General features: G+C 65.5%; 16 protein-coding genes and 1 tRNA gene. 8 read left to right on the top strand and 9 right to left on the bottom strand.

Annotation, left to right across the window (positions count from 1 at the left end; translation table 11 throughout):
• Position 1: 1 nt before the first annotated feature.
• The 6 genes from AB3M34_RS03435 to AB3M34_RS03410 all read right to left on the bottom strand — a co-directional run bounded on the left by AB3M34_RS03435 (position 2) and on the right by AB3M34_RS03410 (position 5678).
• Complete coding sequence (locus AB3M34_RS03435) at positions 2-292, bottom strand: DUF6112 family protein (RefSeq protein WP_370617681.1); 291 nt, start codon at positions 290-292, stop codon at positions 2-4.
• A 9-nt stretch (positions 293-301) separates the two neighbouring features.
• Entirely contained in the window at positions 302-1279 is a 978-nt protein-coding gene (locus tag AB3M34_RS03430) for a hypothetical protein (protein ID WP_370617680.1), read from the bottom strand.
• Positions 1280-1414: 135 nt separating this feature from the next.
• A complete protein-coding gene (locus AB3M34_RS03425) occupies positions 1415-1717 on the bottom strand; it encodes a hypothetical protein (RefSeq protein ID WP_370617679.1) in 303 nt (100 codons plus the stop codon).
• 68 nt (positions 1718-1785) lie between these two features.
• Positions 1786-2892: a helix-turn-helix domain-containing protein gene (locus tag AB3M34_RS03420; protein WP_370617678.1), complete on the bottom strand. Its 1107-nt coding sequence runs from the start codon at positions 2890-2892 to the stop codon at positions 1786-1788.
• 268 nt (positions 2893-3160) lie between these two features.
• The gene (locus tag AB3M34_RS03415; RefSeq protein ID WP_370617677.1) at positions 3161-5449 is read right to left on the bottom strand and encodes a hypothetical protein; all 2289 of its coding nucleotides are present in this window, start codon (positions 5447-5449) and stop codon (positions 3161-3163) included.
• The gene (locus tag AB3M34_RS03410) at positions 5436-5678 is read right to left on the bottom strand and encodes a hypothetical protein (RefSeq protein ID WP_370617676.1); all 243 of its coding nucleotides are present in this window, start codon (positions 5676-5678) and stop codon (positions 5436-5438) included. The genes AB3M34_RS03415 and AB3M34_RS03410 overlap by 14 nt, the downstream gene beginning before the upstream one ends.
• 853 nt (positions 5679-6531) lie before the next feature.
• Between AB3M34_RS03410 and AB3M34_RS03405 the strand changes: the two genes are divergently transcribed.
• Positions 6532-8007: a DUF4041 domain-containing protein gene (locus AB3M34_RS03405; protein WP_370617675.1), complete on the top strand. Its 1476-nt coding sequence runs from the start codon at positions 6532-6534 to the stop codon at positions 8005-8007.
• 60 nt (positions 8008-8067) lie between these two features.
• On the opposite strand, the gene AB3M34_RS03400 is transcribed toward AB3M34_RS03405, so the two are convergent.
• Positions 8068-8442, bottom strand: a complete 375-nt coding sequence (locus tag AB3M34_RS03400; RefSeq protein WP_370617674.1) for a hypothetical protein — start codon at positions 8440-8442, stop codon at positions 8068-8070.
• 211 nt (positions 8443-8653) lie between these two features.
• Here AB3M34_RS03400 and AB3M34_RS03395 point away from each other — a divergent pair, with 211 nt between their 5' ends.
• Both AB3M34_RS03395 and AB3M34_RS03390 read left to right on the top strand, forming a co-directional pair.
• Positions 8654-8869, top strand: a complete 216-nt coding sequence (locus AB3M34_RS03395; protein WP_370617673.1) for a helix-turn-helix domain-containing protein — start codon at positions 8654-8656, stop codon at positions 8867-8869.
• A gap of 362 nt (positions 8870-9231) precedes the next feature.
• Positions 9232-10224, top strand: coding sequence for a tyrosine-type recombinase/integrase (locus AB3M34_RS03390; protein WP_370617672.1), 993 nt, complete (start codon positions 9232-9234; stop codon positions 10222-10224).
• A gap of 98 nt (positions 10225-10322) precedes the next feature.
• Here AB3M34_RS03390 and AB3M34_RS03385 read toward each other — a convergent pair.
• Together AB3M34_RS03385 and AB3M34_RS03380 are read right to left on the bottom strand one after the other, a co-directional pair.
• A tRNA-Thr gene (locus AB3M34_RS03385) sits at positions 10323-10398 on the bottom strand.
• 32 nt (positions 10399-10430) lie between these two features.
• Positions 10431-11060, bottom strand: a complete 630-nt coding sequence (locus AB3M34_RS03380) for a DUF4203 domain-containing protein (RefSeq protein WP_370617671.1) — start codon at positions 11058-11060, stop codon at positions 10431-10433.
• A gap of 79 nt (positions 11061-11139) precedes the next feature.
• Here AB3M34_RS03380 and AB3M34_RS03375 point away from each other — a divergent pair, with 79 nt between their 5' ends.
• Genes AB3M34_RS03375 through AB3M34_RS03355 form a run of 5 tightly spaced genes read left to right on the top strand, consistent with a single transcriptional unit; the run spans position 11140 to position 15652 of the window.
• Positions 11140-11565 carry a phage holin family protein gene (locus AB3M34_RS03375; protein WP_370617670.1) on the top strand — a complete coding sequence of 142 codons (426 nt, stop codon included), beginning with the start codon at positions 11140-11142 and terminating at the stop codon, positions 11563-11565.
• Positions 11555-11815: a DUF3618 domain-containing protein gene (locus AB3M34_RS03370; protein ID WP_370617669.1), complete on the top strand. Its 261-nt coding sequence runs from the start codon at positions 11555-11557 to the stop codon at positions 11813-11815. The genes AB3M34_RS03375 and AB3M34_RS03370 overlap by 11 nt, the downstream gene beginning before the upstream one ends.
• Positions 11816-11871: 56 nt before the next feature.
• Entirely contained in the window at positions 11872-13068 is a 1197-nt protein-coding gene (locus AB3M34_RS03365; protein ID WP_370617668.1) for an alanine racemase, read from the top strand.
• A complete protein-coding gene (locus tag AB3M34_RS03360; RefSeq protein WP_370617667.1) occupies positions 13065-14387 on the top strand; it encodes a D-arabinono-1,4-lactone oxidase in 1323 nt (440 codons plus the stop codon). Before AB3M34_RS03365 ends, AB3M34_RS03360 begins: the two co-directional genes overlap by 4 nt.
• A 41-nt stretch (positions 14388-14428) precedes the next feature.
• Positions 14429-15652, top strand: a complete 1224-nt coding sequence (locus AB3M34_RS03355) for a DUF4032 domain-containing protein (RefSeq protein ID WP_370617666.1) — start codon at positions 14429-14431, stop codon at positions 15650-15652.
• The last annotated feature ends 1 nt before the right edge of the window (position 15653 follow it).

Below are 15653 nucleotides of genomic sequence, written 5' to 3'. Positions count from 1 at the left end.
ATCAGACCTGCTCGCCCAGGTTGCTGAAGAAGTTGATCAGGGCGGGCGCCGCTCCGGCGAGCAGTGCGGCGACGAGCGAGATGACGACGCCGATCTTGCCCTTGCTCGCCGCGTGGAAATTGCCGGCAAACGATCCTCCCGCCCACACGATGGTGCTGATGAGGAGTGCACCGAGCGCTCCCCACAGTGCCCAGCCGCCGAGCCCGTCAAGGATCTGCTGAATGACATTTCCACCGGGAAGCTCGTTGGGGTTCGGTGTCACGTTGACTGATGAGAGTGACTTGATGGACATGGTTGTTCCTCACTGTGTGGCGGTGTCCCCGGCCACGGACACGTGGACGTGATCCATGTGCATGAGGGTCGGGTTGGATGACCCGCTGGGATGCCCATACGAGCTCCACTGCGGATGGTTGACGGACCAGATGCGGGCTCGCCAGATGACATATGTGACGCCGAACGCCTTGGCGTTGGTGACGAAGTAGCTGGCGACCGCGTCGCCCTGAGCGATGCCCGTGACGCCGGTCCAGCTCGCGATCATGACGTCCACGGCGCGACCGGTGTAGTGGTCGGAGCCGGCTATGTGACCGGAGGACGCCCGTCCGCCGATGTTCGTGATCTTCCACTCGGCGAAGACGCAGTCGACGACCTTCTGTGCCGAGGCGACAAGCCCCGACAGGACCGGCAGGCCGGAAGGCGGGCATGTGCCGGCCGTAGCGTCAGCGGAGCATCCGAGCCCCTTGGCTGCCCACGCCGCGATCGCGGTGGCCCGCTCGGTCCATTGCGCATACAGAGAGCCGTCTGCGCTCGCCTGGACCGCCTGCGCAGCCTGCTCAACCGGCAGCGTCTCCCACCCCGGTACGTCCAACAAACCATCTGGAGCTGGCGGCCCGTCAGGACCGCCGAAGAACGCTGCCGCCGCGTACCGCGGATCGGTGACCTGTGCGGCGCTCCCCCAGCCTTGGGAAGGGCGCTGCTGGAACACCCCGAGACTGTCGCGATCGCCGTACGAGAGATTCCGTAGACCCGACTCCTGCAGCGCGGTGGCGTACGCGACGACGAGTCCGCGAGCAGGAACTTCCAGTTCGCGAGCGACGTCGGCGATCGTCGACGCGACACTCTGCTGCTCGGTGTCGAGATCGGGTTGAGCGCCGGTGGCAGGTCCAGCAGCGAGCGAGCAGAGCGCGCTCGACGCTTCGGGCGCTCGCACACCCACCAGCAGCCCCACCGCCAGAGCGAGGACCACGGCGGGCGACAGCGCGAGGAACGCGGCGGTCTTCATCGCCGCCCAGCTCCCGCGTACGCCCCCATGAGAATCCCTGTCCGTCGTGTCGGCTCGTTTCGAACCAGCACACGCCGAAAGGGATGGAGCGGGAAGACGACACCTGTTGACGCTGGGGGCGCAACCCCCGTCAACTCACATGAACAGGAGCGGGGCCGCCATGATGAGAATGATCAGCAGCCCGACAGCGAGGACGATCGTCCAAAACCATCCAACCGCGCTGAGGCGACGCTTGACCTCGACTGTCACCGGCCGCGCGGCGGCATCACGCCAGCCAGCGTCGTACCCGTCTCGGTACGCGGCGAGACGCGTCTCTTCCACGACTCGATCGTGCTCTTCCTGCCACACGATCCGACCCTCGATCTCGACCATCGGGTCGTTCGCGTCCAGGATGATGACGCGATCGGGACGCTTGAGGGGTTCATCTGCTCGTGCCATTGCCCCGGCCTCCTGATTCCAGGGAACCACATCGGCGCAACGGCTGTGAAGAACGCGCCTATGGGGCCTCATGCCGGCACACCTTTCAGGGCCTTGATCCGCATCAGGCAACGCTGCGAGCCGACCGCCATCGCGAGCCGCTCGGCGCACTCCAGATGCTCGCTGAACGCAACGTCGTCCTTCGCACGCCGGTACGCGGCAGCCAGGTCGATCTCGAGCGATGCTCCCGCCCGTCCCGTCGGCGGACCTGCAAGCTTCGACCGTGCAGATTCCAGCCGCTCGACAGCATCGTCCTGCTGGAGGATCACCTGAGTGTGGCCGATCCAGCGATCGAGGCTCGCGCGATCGAACACCAGGTACGGCGGAAGCGGGCTGTCCAGGGACGGCCCCAGCTTCTCCGCCTGCGACAGGAGGGCAAGTCCGTGTTCGTACTCACCGGCGAGAGCCATCAACTCTGCGGCACCCGCGGAGACCCAGCACTCCACCGGCTTGGCCACGCGACCCCGCACCGCTGCGAGTACCTCGCCTGCGACGTAGGCGGCGCGGCGCTGACGTCCTAGCAGGACGAGCACCTGGGCTTGCTCGATGGTGGTGAACGCGTCGAGAGCGGCGTCGCGTGCTGTTCTTGCGGCGCCGTTCGCGGTCGCGTAGAGACGCCAAGACGCAACGAGTGACAAGAGGTCAAGCGCTTGCCAGCCGGCGAGTGCGTCGGCGAGCAACCGGGCCAACTCGACCCGCTGTCGCTCCCCGACCGAGTTGACGAGATGCTCTGCGATCTGCTCGACGTGCACCCGGGTCGAGTCGAGAAGACTGCAGGCCCCGAAGTCTCGATCGCGTGCTCGGATGCTCTCCGTCGCCGCCCGCAAGTTGGCAACCAACGAATCGAACTTCGCCTCGTACAGATCAAGCTGCGCTGCTAGTGCCTCCGCCGCCGGAATGTCGAGCACCTGGTCGTTCGACACCAGTCCGAGCTCGACGTCGTCCTTGCCGAAGATCTGACGAAGGATCTTCCGGTAGCAGTCGCTCGGATAGCGGCGCCCGTTCTCCCACCGCGAGAGCGACGCCTTGATCGATTCGGCGTTCGGCAGGTTCTCTCCCGCCTCCGCGCCAACCGCCTTGATCCGCCCAACCAGCTGCATCTGTGACCAGCCGGCCTCCAGCCTCGCTTGCTTCAACCTCGTAGCCATCGCCGCCCCCCGAAGCGTCCGATACACCACCATGACGCGGCGCAACCGTTGTTGCCACCGTTGCGTCAACCCCCGTCAATAGGAGTCCACTGTCCGCGCGAGGCACAAGGGGCTTGGCGGTAAGTGTGGAAAGCCAGCGGCTATCCACAACGCCGGACTGTTCCGCCACGACAGCGGCGGCCCAACGACCAGCGCTGCGACAGCTTCTGGCCCAGATCGCAGCGGCCCAGGAGAGGGTGGTTCCCGATCTGAAGTGTCAACTGATCGCGCGCACCGCCCGCCAGAATTCGACCAGGTTTGCTCTTCCGACTCCACTTTGGGCTTGAAGCAGGTCATCGAACCGCTCCGTAAGTGCCCAGACCCGCGACTGGCCGGCCCCTTTCCACGTGCGAGGTTGAAGAATTTCGTGGGCCTCTAGCAACGGCACAAGAGTATCGATCACCGCTTGATGGTCAGCCTTGAAGCGGTGCACCAGCTGGTTCTCGCTGACGACAGTCGTCCGGCTGAAGAGACGGACCACGCGATGGGCAAGTTTCTCCATCGGTGACTCGATCAACTGGACGGGAAGCATCACTTCGTCATCGATCTCGGCTCGCGTGATGCCAGCGGCCTCAAGACGCCAGGCGATGCGATCGGGCGCATACTCACGGATATCTTCCTCATCGTCGAGCGAGATACGGAGACCGTCGATCGAGCAGTCCTCGAAGACGACGCCGTCGAAGTGTGAATCTGCGCTCAACATGATTTCCCCGAGGGCGCACTTGCGCAGTCGCACGTTGGTCCAGTCAGAGTGACCGAGGCTGGCGTTGACGAAGGAGCCACCTTCCAAGGTCAGGTTGTGCAGACGGCTCCGCTCGAAGGCAAGACTTGAGTAGATCACCCGTCCACTGAACTCAGCCGTCGAGCCAGCGAAGAGCCCGTCACATACGAATGGGATCAGGGTGCCGACGTTCACCTGTAGGAAGGTCGGCTTCCACTCGCGCGCGACAACGCGTTCGAGAGTCGCGAGCAGCGTCGTGACTCGATCCTCGGTTCGTTCAAGCATGCCGCACACGTACCGCGCTGTGGAGTCCGATATTTGAGCGACGCTTAGATATCTGGAGAGGTCAGACCCGTTGCCGCCATCCATGACCACTTCGAGGTGCGATTTGAGTGCGTAGGCGATGAAGTAGTCACGAAACTCCGGGTGATCGAACGACCGCATGCGGTCGCCGCCGCCTCCCGTCGGGACCAGGAGAACGTGCATCCGAACCATTTCCAGGATCTGATGCCGGCGACTCGGGTCAATTCCCCACTGATCGAGCAACAGTGTTGCGATCGTTTCGATGACATCAATTTCGAGACGATCGCGTTGACTCCGATACATCTCCTCAGCGACGTCGGCAAGAATCTGCATATGCTGCTCGATTGACAAATACGGCTCGCCAGTCTCTGAACTGACCCACTTCTCCTGCACTTCACGCGTCACGAAAGCATGGACGACGGCGGCGACGCCACTCAGCGGATCGTCTGACGCGCGGATGAATTCGGCTGGGTCAAGGTCGTATATCAGCAGAGCGCGGGCGACCTGAGTCAAGAGGAATGGTCTGGTGACCATCGGATGGCCATCGTCGTCTCCGAGCTCAGCACTTATTTCGGCGTAGGTGAACTCCGGATCTCGGATTTTGTTGTCCCCCATCGAAACCCGCTGGAGGTAGGCCACGCCCTCTGCGCGATCCCAGGGCAAGAGCGACATCTGGTCAAACTGACACGGGCTTGTCATTGCCCGTTCAATGACGCCCGCACGGCGCAGGTAGTCGTCCGTGTCAAAGAAGCTACGACGGGCGGCGGCGATCACAACGCCCTGGCCCTTCAACTGGCTCACCAGCGTTGCAAGTGACCCGAGTGCATCAGTACCGCCTTGCTCCGCCGCCAACTCATCGAACCCGTCGATCGCCAGGACGAGCGCCTTCTGCCGCATCAGGCGAAGCACAGCGGGCATCCAAAGGCCCGAAATTCTCAGGTCGCCAAGATCGCCCATGAGCGCCTCTGACAGACGCAATAGTTGTCGGCCTTGAAGGTCGACATGCCAGAAGACGTAGCTTCCGGTGCCGTCCAGAAAACGCCGAGCCTGCCGCGCTTGGTGCTCCCGCAGTACCGCCGTCTTTCCGTGTCCCGCGTCGGCGGTAAGAAACGTGACACGAGCCGAAAACGGCGGGACCTGCCGACATTCTTCCTCTAGAATCTCGAGCGCTTTTCCGGATCGAAGATCTTCAGCGGGCCGAAAGATTGAGACGCGACTGTCAACGAACGCCGACACGGCTTCACGGCGAGTCAGCCGCTCGGCGAGTTGATCCAGCCTGCCTAGCTCATGCGTCAAGAACTTGCGGTATGGAATCGTGCCACCTTCGTAGTCGACCATCGAGTTGCCGTCTACGTCGACAAGGCGAGCGACGATCTCGCGCCCGCCACGAACAAGCATGAAGTTGCCGTCCGGATCGACGGCGACGTCTTCCTCTTCATCGGCGAAGGCGGCAAGGTCCTCGCGAAGATCATTCAGTTCCACTTTGGTCCTCCAGGTCGAACAGGCTGATTCCCTTGGCGTTCAGCAGAGTTTGCATCGATTGCCCGAGCGTCCCGTTTGGCGCGACGACCGCAACTGTTCCTTTGCAAATTCCTGCCGCTGCGACCAGCGGAGGTATGAAGTCGGTGTCGTCGGACACCACGAGGATGGTGCCGATGGCGGAGTCAAGTGAAGCTTGAAGAAGATCACAGCTAAGCATCGTGTCGACCATCTTCTGCTCATGCACAATGAATGCGCTTCCGGCAGTTACCGAGCAGGTCTCCGCTGGACATGTGGAACCGGGTCCCTTCGCAAAGCGCACAAGAATCTTCGCAGGACATGTTTCACACTCGGCGCATCCGTCTGGAGGTGAAGCAGCAAGACGAAGCCGTGGCGTCGAACTTCGCCTCCTATATGTGTCTTCAAAGACAATGGACGGCTCGTATATCAACGATTGAGCCAGTTCAACTGACCCACGAACAACGCCGCGCCCAATGACCAATGGAAACGGGTCGGCCTGCGAGGCCGCGAGGGCGACCTCACTTCCGCGCCTGCTAAGCACCCCGTTGGAGACCCAACCTCCATACAGGCGAACACGGACCGATGTGCCGACCGCTGATGCACTCACGGTTCGCTCGATCAAGCGCATTAGGACGTGGCGAAGCTCGGATTCGCTAATGGTGCGCGGGAACAGGTTGTCGAAGTCCACGAGTATCAATGCCATGCGCGGCGTCTCCGCGGACGTGTCGGTCGGGCGAAGAGTCTCGACGGCAACAGCTGATGTCATGGCTCCCTACCCGTAAGTTGTCCGACTTCGAGCAGCCTAGTCGCCAGACGACTCAGGCTGCGCGAAACCGGTGCAGCCATCCGCATGAAGGATCGGCTCCTGTCGCAATGGCCGCTGAGCGTGACGAGTCCGACCCGCCCCGAGGATTGGCGCGCGTCATCGTCCGCGTGCAGCAGTCCCATGCCTACCCTGCGCACGTGCGTTAAGCCGCCGCGTTTGGGCTCCCCGGAATCGCGGCAAGAGCCCTGACCTGGGAATCTGGCTCGGTCAGCATCGATTAACGAGCTCTGGGGATGACATGGGGATGACAGCACCCGGCTGGTACCCGGATCCGACCGGCCGTTTTGAGCATCGCTTCTGGGATGGGCAGCGCTGGACAGATCATGTGGGAGCCAACGGCCAGCAGCACGTCGACGCCACGGGTCCCCCTCAACCGGAGCCTGTCTCCCTCCCGCCTGCGGTAACCACACCGGACGTCCCAAAGGAGACGGCTGCCGGTTCCCTTGCGACCACCCCTGTGACCGTGCCGCAGGCGACACCGGAGAAGATCACTGCCTTCAACGCAAAGTCGGTCGCCACTCGTCTACAGACGGAGAATGCACGGTTGCAGGGCATGCTCGCCGATCTCGACGCGATGGATGCCGCGGAGCGGGCATCCCACATCGAAAAGTTACGCCAGATAGAGGCCGACCTGAAGAGTTCGGTCGACCGACTCAACGCCGAGAAGGCGCATCTAGAGGCCGCAATGATCGTAACCAGGGACCGGCTTTCGCTCGAGGAGTTCGGCCTGTTCGACTTCGAGCACCCAGCGGAGGCATCGGCAGCATTGGCGACCGATCTGGAGGCGCTGCGCTCACAAATCAGGCAGACGAACAAGATCGGCAACGCGATCACCGCCACGTCGAACTTCACGTTCAACAACTCAGCCGCGAAGGGCCGCACCTTCGTCAACCAGATGAGCCGAATCATGTTGCGCGCCTACAACGCCGAGGCAGAGAACGCCGTGAAGACCGTGAAGGCCGGCAACCTCGCCTCGGCGCAGAAGCGGCTCTCGACTGCGCGTGAACAGATCGCGAAGCAGGGCACGATGATCGATCTGTCGGTCACCGAGTACTACCACCACCTTCGGCTCCAAGAGCTGGAACTTGCCGCACGCCACCTCCAGGCGTTGGCTGCCGCCAAAGAACTGGAGCGTGAGCGCCGCGCCGAATTGAGGGAGCAGAAGGTGCTCGAGGCGGAGATCAAGCGGGAGAAAGAGCGGCTGGAGAAGGAGAGAACGCACTACCTCAACTCGATCCAGCGACTCCGTGATTCCGGTGATGAAGCCGCTGCCATCGCGCTTGAGGCCGAGCTCGCCCGGATCGACGCCGAGATCGCCCAGGCCGACTACCGGGCCGCCAACATCCGTGCCGGCTACGTCTATGTCATCTCCAACGTCGGTGCGTTCGGCGAAGGCGTGGTCAAGATCGGAATGACACGACGCCTCGACCCAATGGACCGAGTCCGCGAGCTCGGCGACGCGTCCGTCCCGTTCATCTTCGACGTGCACGCGTTGTTCTTCAGCGATGACGCAGTGGGGATTGAGGCGATGCTGCATCGCGAGTTCGCAGCGCAGCGGCTGAACAAGGTGAACCTGCGCAAGGAGTTCTTCAAGGTCGAGCCGCAGGCGGTGCTGGATGCCTTGCAGCACCACAACATCGCGGTGCTGGAATTCAAGACGCACGCAGCGGCCGAGGACTTCAGGACGAGCTGGCCGTCTTCACCATCTATCTAGCTTGCCTACTACGCCGCTGGCGGGCGGCGCAGGAGCACCAAGAAGGCATGAAGGCGTGGATCAGTCAGGTGTTCCTGCCACCCGCCAGCGGTCGCCGTCGACCTGCATCCAGAACTGGACCACCGTCGAGCCATCCTTCACCTCGACAAGCGCCTCGCCGGACGGATCCCACACCGGAACATCCATTGCTGCGTCCGCCGGCGGCAACATGACCGTCGCATCGGGGGCCAGCGTTGTCAGCGCCCGGCTGCACTCGGTTCCCTCAGAGCTCGAAGTTGATGCGGCCGAAAGCGCGCGACGGTACTCATCAGTCATGTGATCGCACGCAGCTTCGTCTCGTTGATGCGCGGTAACGAGCCAATCACGCATGCCCGCCTCCACGGCGACGTAAGGGTCGCCGGCTCCGCAGCCGGCGATCAAGGCCGTCAGCGCCACGGCAGGAACTGCAGGGAGTCGAGACACGGGCGTCCTCCCGAATGCGGTGTTGCGCCATGATCGCATGCCCAAGAGCGTGCGCCCGGTCCAGCCAGGAGGGTGGGAGGGCCGCATCCAACGGGGTTGCGTCAACAGGCGTCATCAAGAGTCGTCTTCCGAACGACGCGCATGGCGTTCGATCCTGAGGAGACATCCGAAGGACGGGGACGCCATGACATCACTTCTCCTGCGGCCGACCGAGGCGGCCGAGCAGCTGGGAATCGGCCGCACCAAGATCTACGAACTGATGAGCGCGGGCGCGCTCGCGTACGTCAAGATCGGTGTGCTTCGTCGGATCCCGTACGCCGCCCTCGAAAAGTTCGTCGCCGAGCACGAGACCACGACCGAGAGCGCGAGCCATGACTCGGACGCTCCCGCCGCGCTGTGACCACGACGGCTGCGCAGGCCCTCCACTGGCGCAGCTCGTGGATCTCGCCGGGCACTCGGCCGTGCTGTGCCGTCGGCACTGCCGAGAAGCGCTTGAGGTAGCCGTGTTCGCCGCGCCTCCACTGTCAGGGATGGAGTTGGTCGGCGTCACGTCGGTCGCGCTGCCGATCATCCTCACGCGTTGGGATGACGCCAGCTGGGTGAGCGAAAGTGCCTAGTGGAAGGCGCCGCAGCCGCGGAGAAGGCGCCGTCTACCAACTGCAGAACGGGAGGTGGAGAGGTGCTGTCGATCTCGGCTGGGTCAACGGGAGCCGTCAGCGGAAGTACATCCGCGGTGAGACCAAGTCCGAGGTCCTCAAGGAGATGCGCAAACTCGTCCAACAGGCCGAGGAAGGCCGGTTGAGCGCCGAACGCACTCCCACCGTCGCGCAATGGATGGACCGCTGGCTCGCCGACGTTGCGTCCTCCACTGTTCGTCCCACCACGCTGTCGCGTTACGAGCAAGAGGTGCGCCTACACGTGAAGCCGGCCCTCGGTCGGATCAGGCTCGACGCGCTCCGACCTCACCACATCGCCGACCTCTACAAGGCGAAGCGGTCTGAGCTATCCCCCACCAGCATCCGCCGACTGCATGCCATGCTCCGGCGAAGTCTCACGATCGCCGTCCGGTGGGGCCTCATCTCCATCAACCCAGCGCAGATGGTCGACCCACCAGCGATGACCCGCACCAAGATCCACCCCTTCTCCCGCGAAGAGGCCGAGCAGTTCCGCATCGCCGCAGCGAAGGACCGTCTCGCCGCACGCTGGCTGATCGGGCTTCTTCTCGGTCTCCGTCAGGGCGAAGTCCTCGGACTGACCTGGGACGACGTCGACCTCGACGGCCAGAGCATGGCCGTGAACCACGCCCTGCAGAAGATCGACAACGAGTTCACCCTCGTCGCACCCAAGACCAAACGCTCCGCACGAGTCCTACCGATTCCCACCGTGGTGCTGGAATCGTTGAAGCGTCGAAGGAGCGACCAGTTGGCGGATGCAGACCTGGCTGCCCAACTGTGGCAGGGAAACGAACTCGACCTGCTCTTCACCACACATGTCGGCACGCCGATCGAGCGCAGCAACGACTACCGCGCGTTCCAGGCGCTCCTCAAGCGGGCTGGTCTCCGGAAGATCCGGCTCCACGACCTGCGACACACGGCCGCGAGTCTGATGCTCGAACAAGGCATCCCTGCACGTGTCGTCATGGAGTTGCTCGGCCACTCGCAGATCAGCCTCACGCTCGACACGTACACGCACGTCGACAAGCGACTGCTCAAGGATGCATCCGTGCTCATCGAACGCCTGACCGGAGGTGACTGACGTGTCGTTGGCTGCCACTTTGGCTGCCGCGCCGGCCATACGGGACTCCGCGAGAGCGCCGCGCGATCCACAAATCCCCGCCGACCTGCACAAACCCCTGGAGCCGGTGACAGGAGTCGAACCCGCGACATCCTCATTACAAGTGAGGCGCTCTACCAACTGAGCTACACCGGCATGGCTCCGTACGTCGCGGAGCCGCGCCCATCTTAGCCGCCGATGTTCTGCGGTGAACGCCGCGAGGTCGCTCCCAGCTGGACGATCAGCCCGACGATGAAGATGACGGCCACGGCGCCGTACCAGAGCCATGCCGGGTCGGCTACCGTGAAGGCACGATCGACCTGCTCGGAGTCGATCTCGCCGAAGAGCAGCATCGCTCCGGTCACCACGAGCGATGCGCCGGCCCACGCGCTGACGACGATGAGCAGCATCGCCGGCAGCCGAGCGATGACGGCGATCACGACGAGCACAGCGGCGACGGCGAGGCCGACCGTCATGAGGACCCAGTCCTCGTCGGCGCCGAACGCGTTCGCGAGGAAGACGCCGAGCACGTAGCCCATCGCCGCGACCCACAGGACGACTCCCAGCCAGTACCAGAGGTACGCCAGGATGCCGAGCACCAGCGCGCCGACGATCGCCGCGACCCAGCCCCAGAACGTGCCGAGCAGCTCACCGCCGGCCTGGTCCTGCACGAGCTCCGCACCGAGGAAGAACCCGACGAACGCGCCGGCGAGCGCGATCAGCACACGGAGCGCGGCGCCACCCCAGAGCACGAGCACCGCGCCGACGCCGAGCAGGACGATCGCGAGAACGAAGTCGTTGGCACCTCCAGCATCCATGGCGCAGAGCCTATTCCTCCGCGGGCATGGTCGCGCACTTCGCGGGCACCGGTACGTCGTATCTCGGAGAAGGAGTGCCATGACTGAACCACACGTACGGCCCGCGGGGCCGAAGTCGGACGAGTCGATCGCCGACCTCGTCCGAGACATGTCCACGCAGACCTCCCGCCTGGTCCGCGACGAGCTGCGGCTCGCGCAGGCCGAGCTCACCCAGAAGGGCAAGCGAGCCGGCGTCGGCCTCGGTGAGTTCGGCGCCGCCGGCCTGCTCGCCCTGTACGGCCTGGGCGCGCTGTTCGCAGCGATCATCGCCGCGCTCTCGCTGGTGATGGACGTCTGGCTCGCCGCACTCATCGTCGCGGTCGTCCTGTTCGTGATCGCCGCGGTGCTCGCGCTCGTCGGCAAGAAGCAGGTGCAGAAGGCAGTCCCGCCGGTTCCCGAGCAGACTGTCGAGAACGTCAAGGCCGACATCGCCGAGGTGAAGGAAGCGCGAAACCATGACCACTGATCCGAGCGAGATCCAGCGCGACATCGAGGAGACCCGCGAGGAGCTCGGCCGCACGGTCGAGGAGCTGTCGGACCGTCTCGACGTCAAGAAGCAGACGCAGAAGCGCGTGGACGAGGTCAAGGGCGAGGCCAAGAAGCGGGTCGAGTACGCGAAGCAGAACGCGCGCGAGCAACCGCAGCTCCCCGCGATCATCGCGGCGGGAGTGCTCGCGCTCATCGTGGCGAACGTGTGGTGGCGCCGTCGCGGCTAGGGGCCCGATCTACTGGACGGGTGTCCAAATCCAGATTTCTGTTCCATACTGAAACCGTGGCTATTGGACAACTGCCCAACATGGACCGTCTCGAGCGGCTGACTCGCGACCTGGACACCCCGTACGCGGTGGTGGACGGCGGCGCGCTGGTCCACAACGCCGACGAGCTCGTACGCCGCGCGGGAGGCGTGCCGATCCGCGTCGCGTCGAAGTCGGTGCGGGTCCGCGAGATCCTCGAGCGGACCCTGGCGCGCGACGAGTTCCAGGGCGCGATGACCTACAGCCTCGCCGAGTCCGTCTGGCTGGCCGACCAGGGCCACACCGACCTGCTGCTCGCCTACCCGACGGTCTCGCGCGCGGCCCTGGGCGACCTCGTCGCCAAGGACCACCGCGCCGCGTCGATCACTCTGATGGTCGACTCGCTCGCCCACCTCGCCTACATCGAGTCGATCGTCGGCAGCGACCACCCGCCGATCCGGCTGTGCATCGACGTCGACTCCTCGCTGCGACCGGTCCGAGGCATCCACCTCGGCGTCCGCCGCTCCCCCGTGCACAGCCCCGACGACGCCATCGCGCTCGCCCGCGAGATCGCCGAGCGTCCCGGCTTCGAGCTGGTCGGGCTCATGTTCTACGACGCACAGATCGCGGGCATGCCGGACTCGTCCCCGGCCGTCCGCCTCGTCAAGACCCGGTCGTTCGCCGACATCGTCGAGCGCCGTGCCCGCATCGTCGACGCCGTCCGGCAGGTCACCGAGCTCCGTCTGGTCAACGCCGGCGGTACGGGCAGCCTCGACGTCATGCGCGAGGACCCGACGATCACCGAGCTGACCGCCGGATCCGGGCTCTTCATGCCGACGCTGTTCGACGGCTACGACGCGTTCGAGTCGACACCGGCCGCGTTCTACGCGCTGTCGGTCGTCCGCAAGCCGACGCCTGAGATCGCCACCCTGTTCTCCGGCGGGTACGCCGCGTCGGGCGCGGCCGGCAAGAGCCGACTCGCGACGCCGGTCTGGCCGCACGGGCTGTCGCTCATCGGCACCGAGGGTGCGGGCGAGGTCCAGACTCCCGTACGCGGCCGGGTCGCGCGCGCACTGCGCGTCGGCGACCGTGTGTTCATGCGGCACGCCAAGGCGGGCGAGATGTGCGAGCGCTTCGACGCCGTCCACCTCGTCCACACCGAAGCCACTCCGGGCGGTGCGGCGACGGTCGAGACGCTGCCGACCTACCGCGGCGAAGGGAAGAACTTCGGATGACCACCACGACGCCGCACGTCGCCAGCGGGCAGTGGACCAACTGGGGCCGCTGCGCGAGCGCCGACCCGGTCGCGGTCGCCCACCCGCGCTCGACTGCCGACGTCGCGGACGTCGTACGCTCTGCCGCAGCCAACGGCCAGCGCGTCAAGGCCGTGGGGGCTGGGCACTCCTTCACCCCGATCGCGGTCACCGACGGCGTGATGGTCCGGATGGACCACATCACGGGCATCCAGCACGTCGACCGCGAGACTGGGCACGTCACCGTCGGAGCCGGCATGCGGCTGCGCGACCTCAACCCTGCGCTCCACGCGCTCGGGCTCGCGCTGCCCAACATGGGCGACGTCGACCCGCAGTCGATGTCAGGCGCGACGTCGACCGGCACGCACGGCACCGGCGCGCGCCTCACCGGCATCGCCGGCGCGATCGTCGGCCTCGAGATCGTCACCGGCGACGGCACGGTCCTCACCGTCACGCCTGAGGACACCGACCTCTTCGGCGCCGCACGGGTCGGCCTCGGCGCTCTCGGCATCATCACGTCGCTCACGTTCGCCTGCGTGCCTGCGTTCCTGCTGCACGCGCGTGAGGAGCCGATGCGTCTGCCGGACGTGCTGGAGCGCATCGACACCCTGGTCGACGACAACGACCACTTCGAGTTCTACTGGTTCCCGCACACCGACAGGACGCTGGTCAAGCGCAACAACCGCGTCGCCGACGGGGTCCAGCGGAAGCCGCTCTCCCGCACACGGTTCCTCCTCGACGACGAGGTGCTGTCCAACGGCCTCTTCGAGGTGGTCAACCGGATCGCCAAGCACCAGCCGAGCTGGGTCCCGCGTCTCAATGCGATCTCGGGCCGCGCGCTGTCGGCCCGCGAGTACACGGACTGGTCGTACGAGGTCTTCGTCTCGCCGCGCCGCGTCCGCTTCCGCGAGATGGAGTACGCGGTCCCTCGGGCCGCGCTGCCCGACGTGCTGCGCGAGATCGACACCTGGATCAACGCCTTCGACGAGACGGTGTCGTTCCCGATCGAGGTGCGGTTCGCCGCGCCCGACGACATCTGGCTCTCCACGGGCCACGACCGCGAGAACGCGTACGTCGCTGTCCACCAGTTCCACCAGACGGACTACCGCCGCTACTTCGAAGGCGTCGAGGCGATCTTCGGCGAGCACGAGGGCCGGCCGCACTGGGGCAAGCTGCACACCCTCGACGCGGACACGTTGCGCACCCGGTACGCGCGGCTCGACGACTTCCGCGCCGTACGCGACCGACTCGACCCGCAGCGTACGTTCGGCAACGCCTACCTGGAGCGCGTCCTCGGCTGACCCGGCGGGTGGGTCACCCGGCGAGGTGCGAGGCTGAGTCCATGCCGATCCAGCTCCTCAGCGCCCGGCCTCGTGCCGGCCTTGTCACGCTCCCGTGGCACCAGCCGCTGGAGGAGTGGCCGGCCGAGCTGGACGTCTCGCTCCCGCGCGGCATCCATCGACACGTGGTGCGGTTCGTCCGGGTCGACGGTGCGGTCGTGGTCGTGAAAGAGACGACCGAGTACTACGCGCGCCGTGAGTACGTGCTGCTGCGCAACCTCCAACGCCTCGACCTGCCCGCGGTCGACCCAGTCGCCGTCGTCACCGGCCGTACGGCGCGCGACGGCTCGGAGCTCCCCGCCGCGATCATCACCGAGCACCTGCCGCGGTCGCTGCCGTACCGGTCGCTGTTCGAGCACCCGCTGTCGGAGAACACGCTCGACGCCGTCGTCGACGCGATGGTCGTGCTCCTCGTACGGCTCCACATCGACGGCTTCTTCTGGGGCGACTGCTCGTTGTCCAACACGCTGTTCCGACGCAGCGCCGACGAGTTCGCCGCCTATCTCGTCGACGCGGAGACCGGCGCCCTGCACGACACCCTGTCGGACGGGCAGCGTGGTGAGGACCTGGACCTCGTCCGTACGAACGTGTTCGGTGAGCTGCTCGACCTCCAGGCAGCGGGCCTGCTCGCCTCCACGATCGAGCCGCTCGAGCTGGTCGACCGTGTCGTCGAGCGGTACGACGAGCTGTGGCGCGCGCTCACGGGCGAGGAGGAGTTCTCGACTGCGGAGATGTGGCGGATCGAGCAGCGGATCGAGCAGCTCAACAACCTCGGGTTCGACGTCGGCGAGCTCGACATCGTGACCGACTTCGACGGTGACAGCGTCCGCATCCAACCGCGGATCGTGGAGCCCGACCACCACGCGCGCCGCTTGCAGGGACTGACGGGGCTCGATCTCGAGGAGGCGCAGGCCCGGCGGCTGCTCAACGACCTCGACGCGTACGCCGGCGCTCACGAGCTGCAGAACGAGGATCCGATGGTGGTCGCTCACCGGTGGCTCACGGAGGTCTGGCAGCGCCTCGCCGCGATGATCCCCCCGGCTGATCGCGACGTCGTCGAGCCGGCGCAGTTCTTCCACGACGTGCTGGTGCACCGGTGGCACCTGTCGCAGGCTGCCGGGCACGAGGTCGACATCTTCGCGTCGGCAGAGGACTACCTGCGTACGCAGCTCCCGCACCAGGTCGCGACCTTGCGCGCGGCCACGGGCACCGCCGCCCGCAGCTGAC

Source organism: Mumia sp. Pv4-285 (genome assembly GCF_041320275.1).
In the GTDB taxonomy this organism is placed as follows: Bacteria; Actinomycetota; Actinomycetes; order Propionibacteriales; family Nocardioidaceae; genus Mumia; species Mumia qirimensis.
The sequence above is the reverse complement of the archived record's forward strand: the minus strand, read 5'-3'. Positions and strand labels throughout refer to the sequence as shown.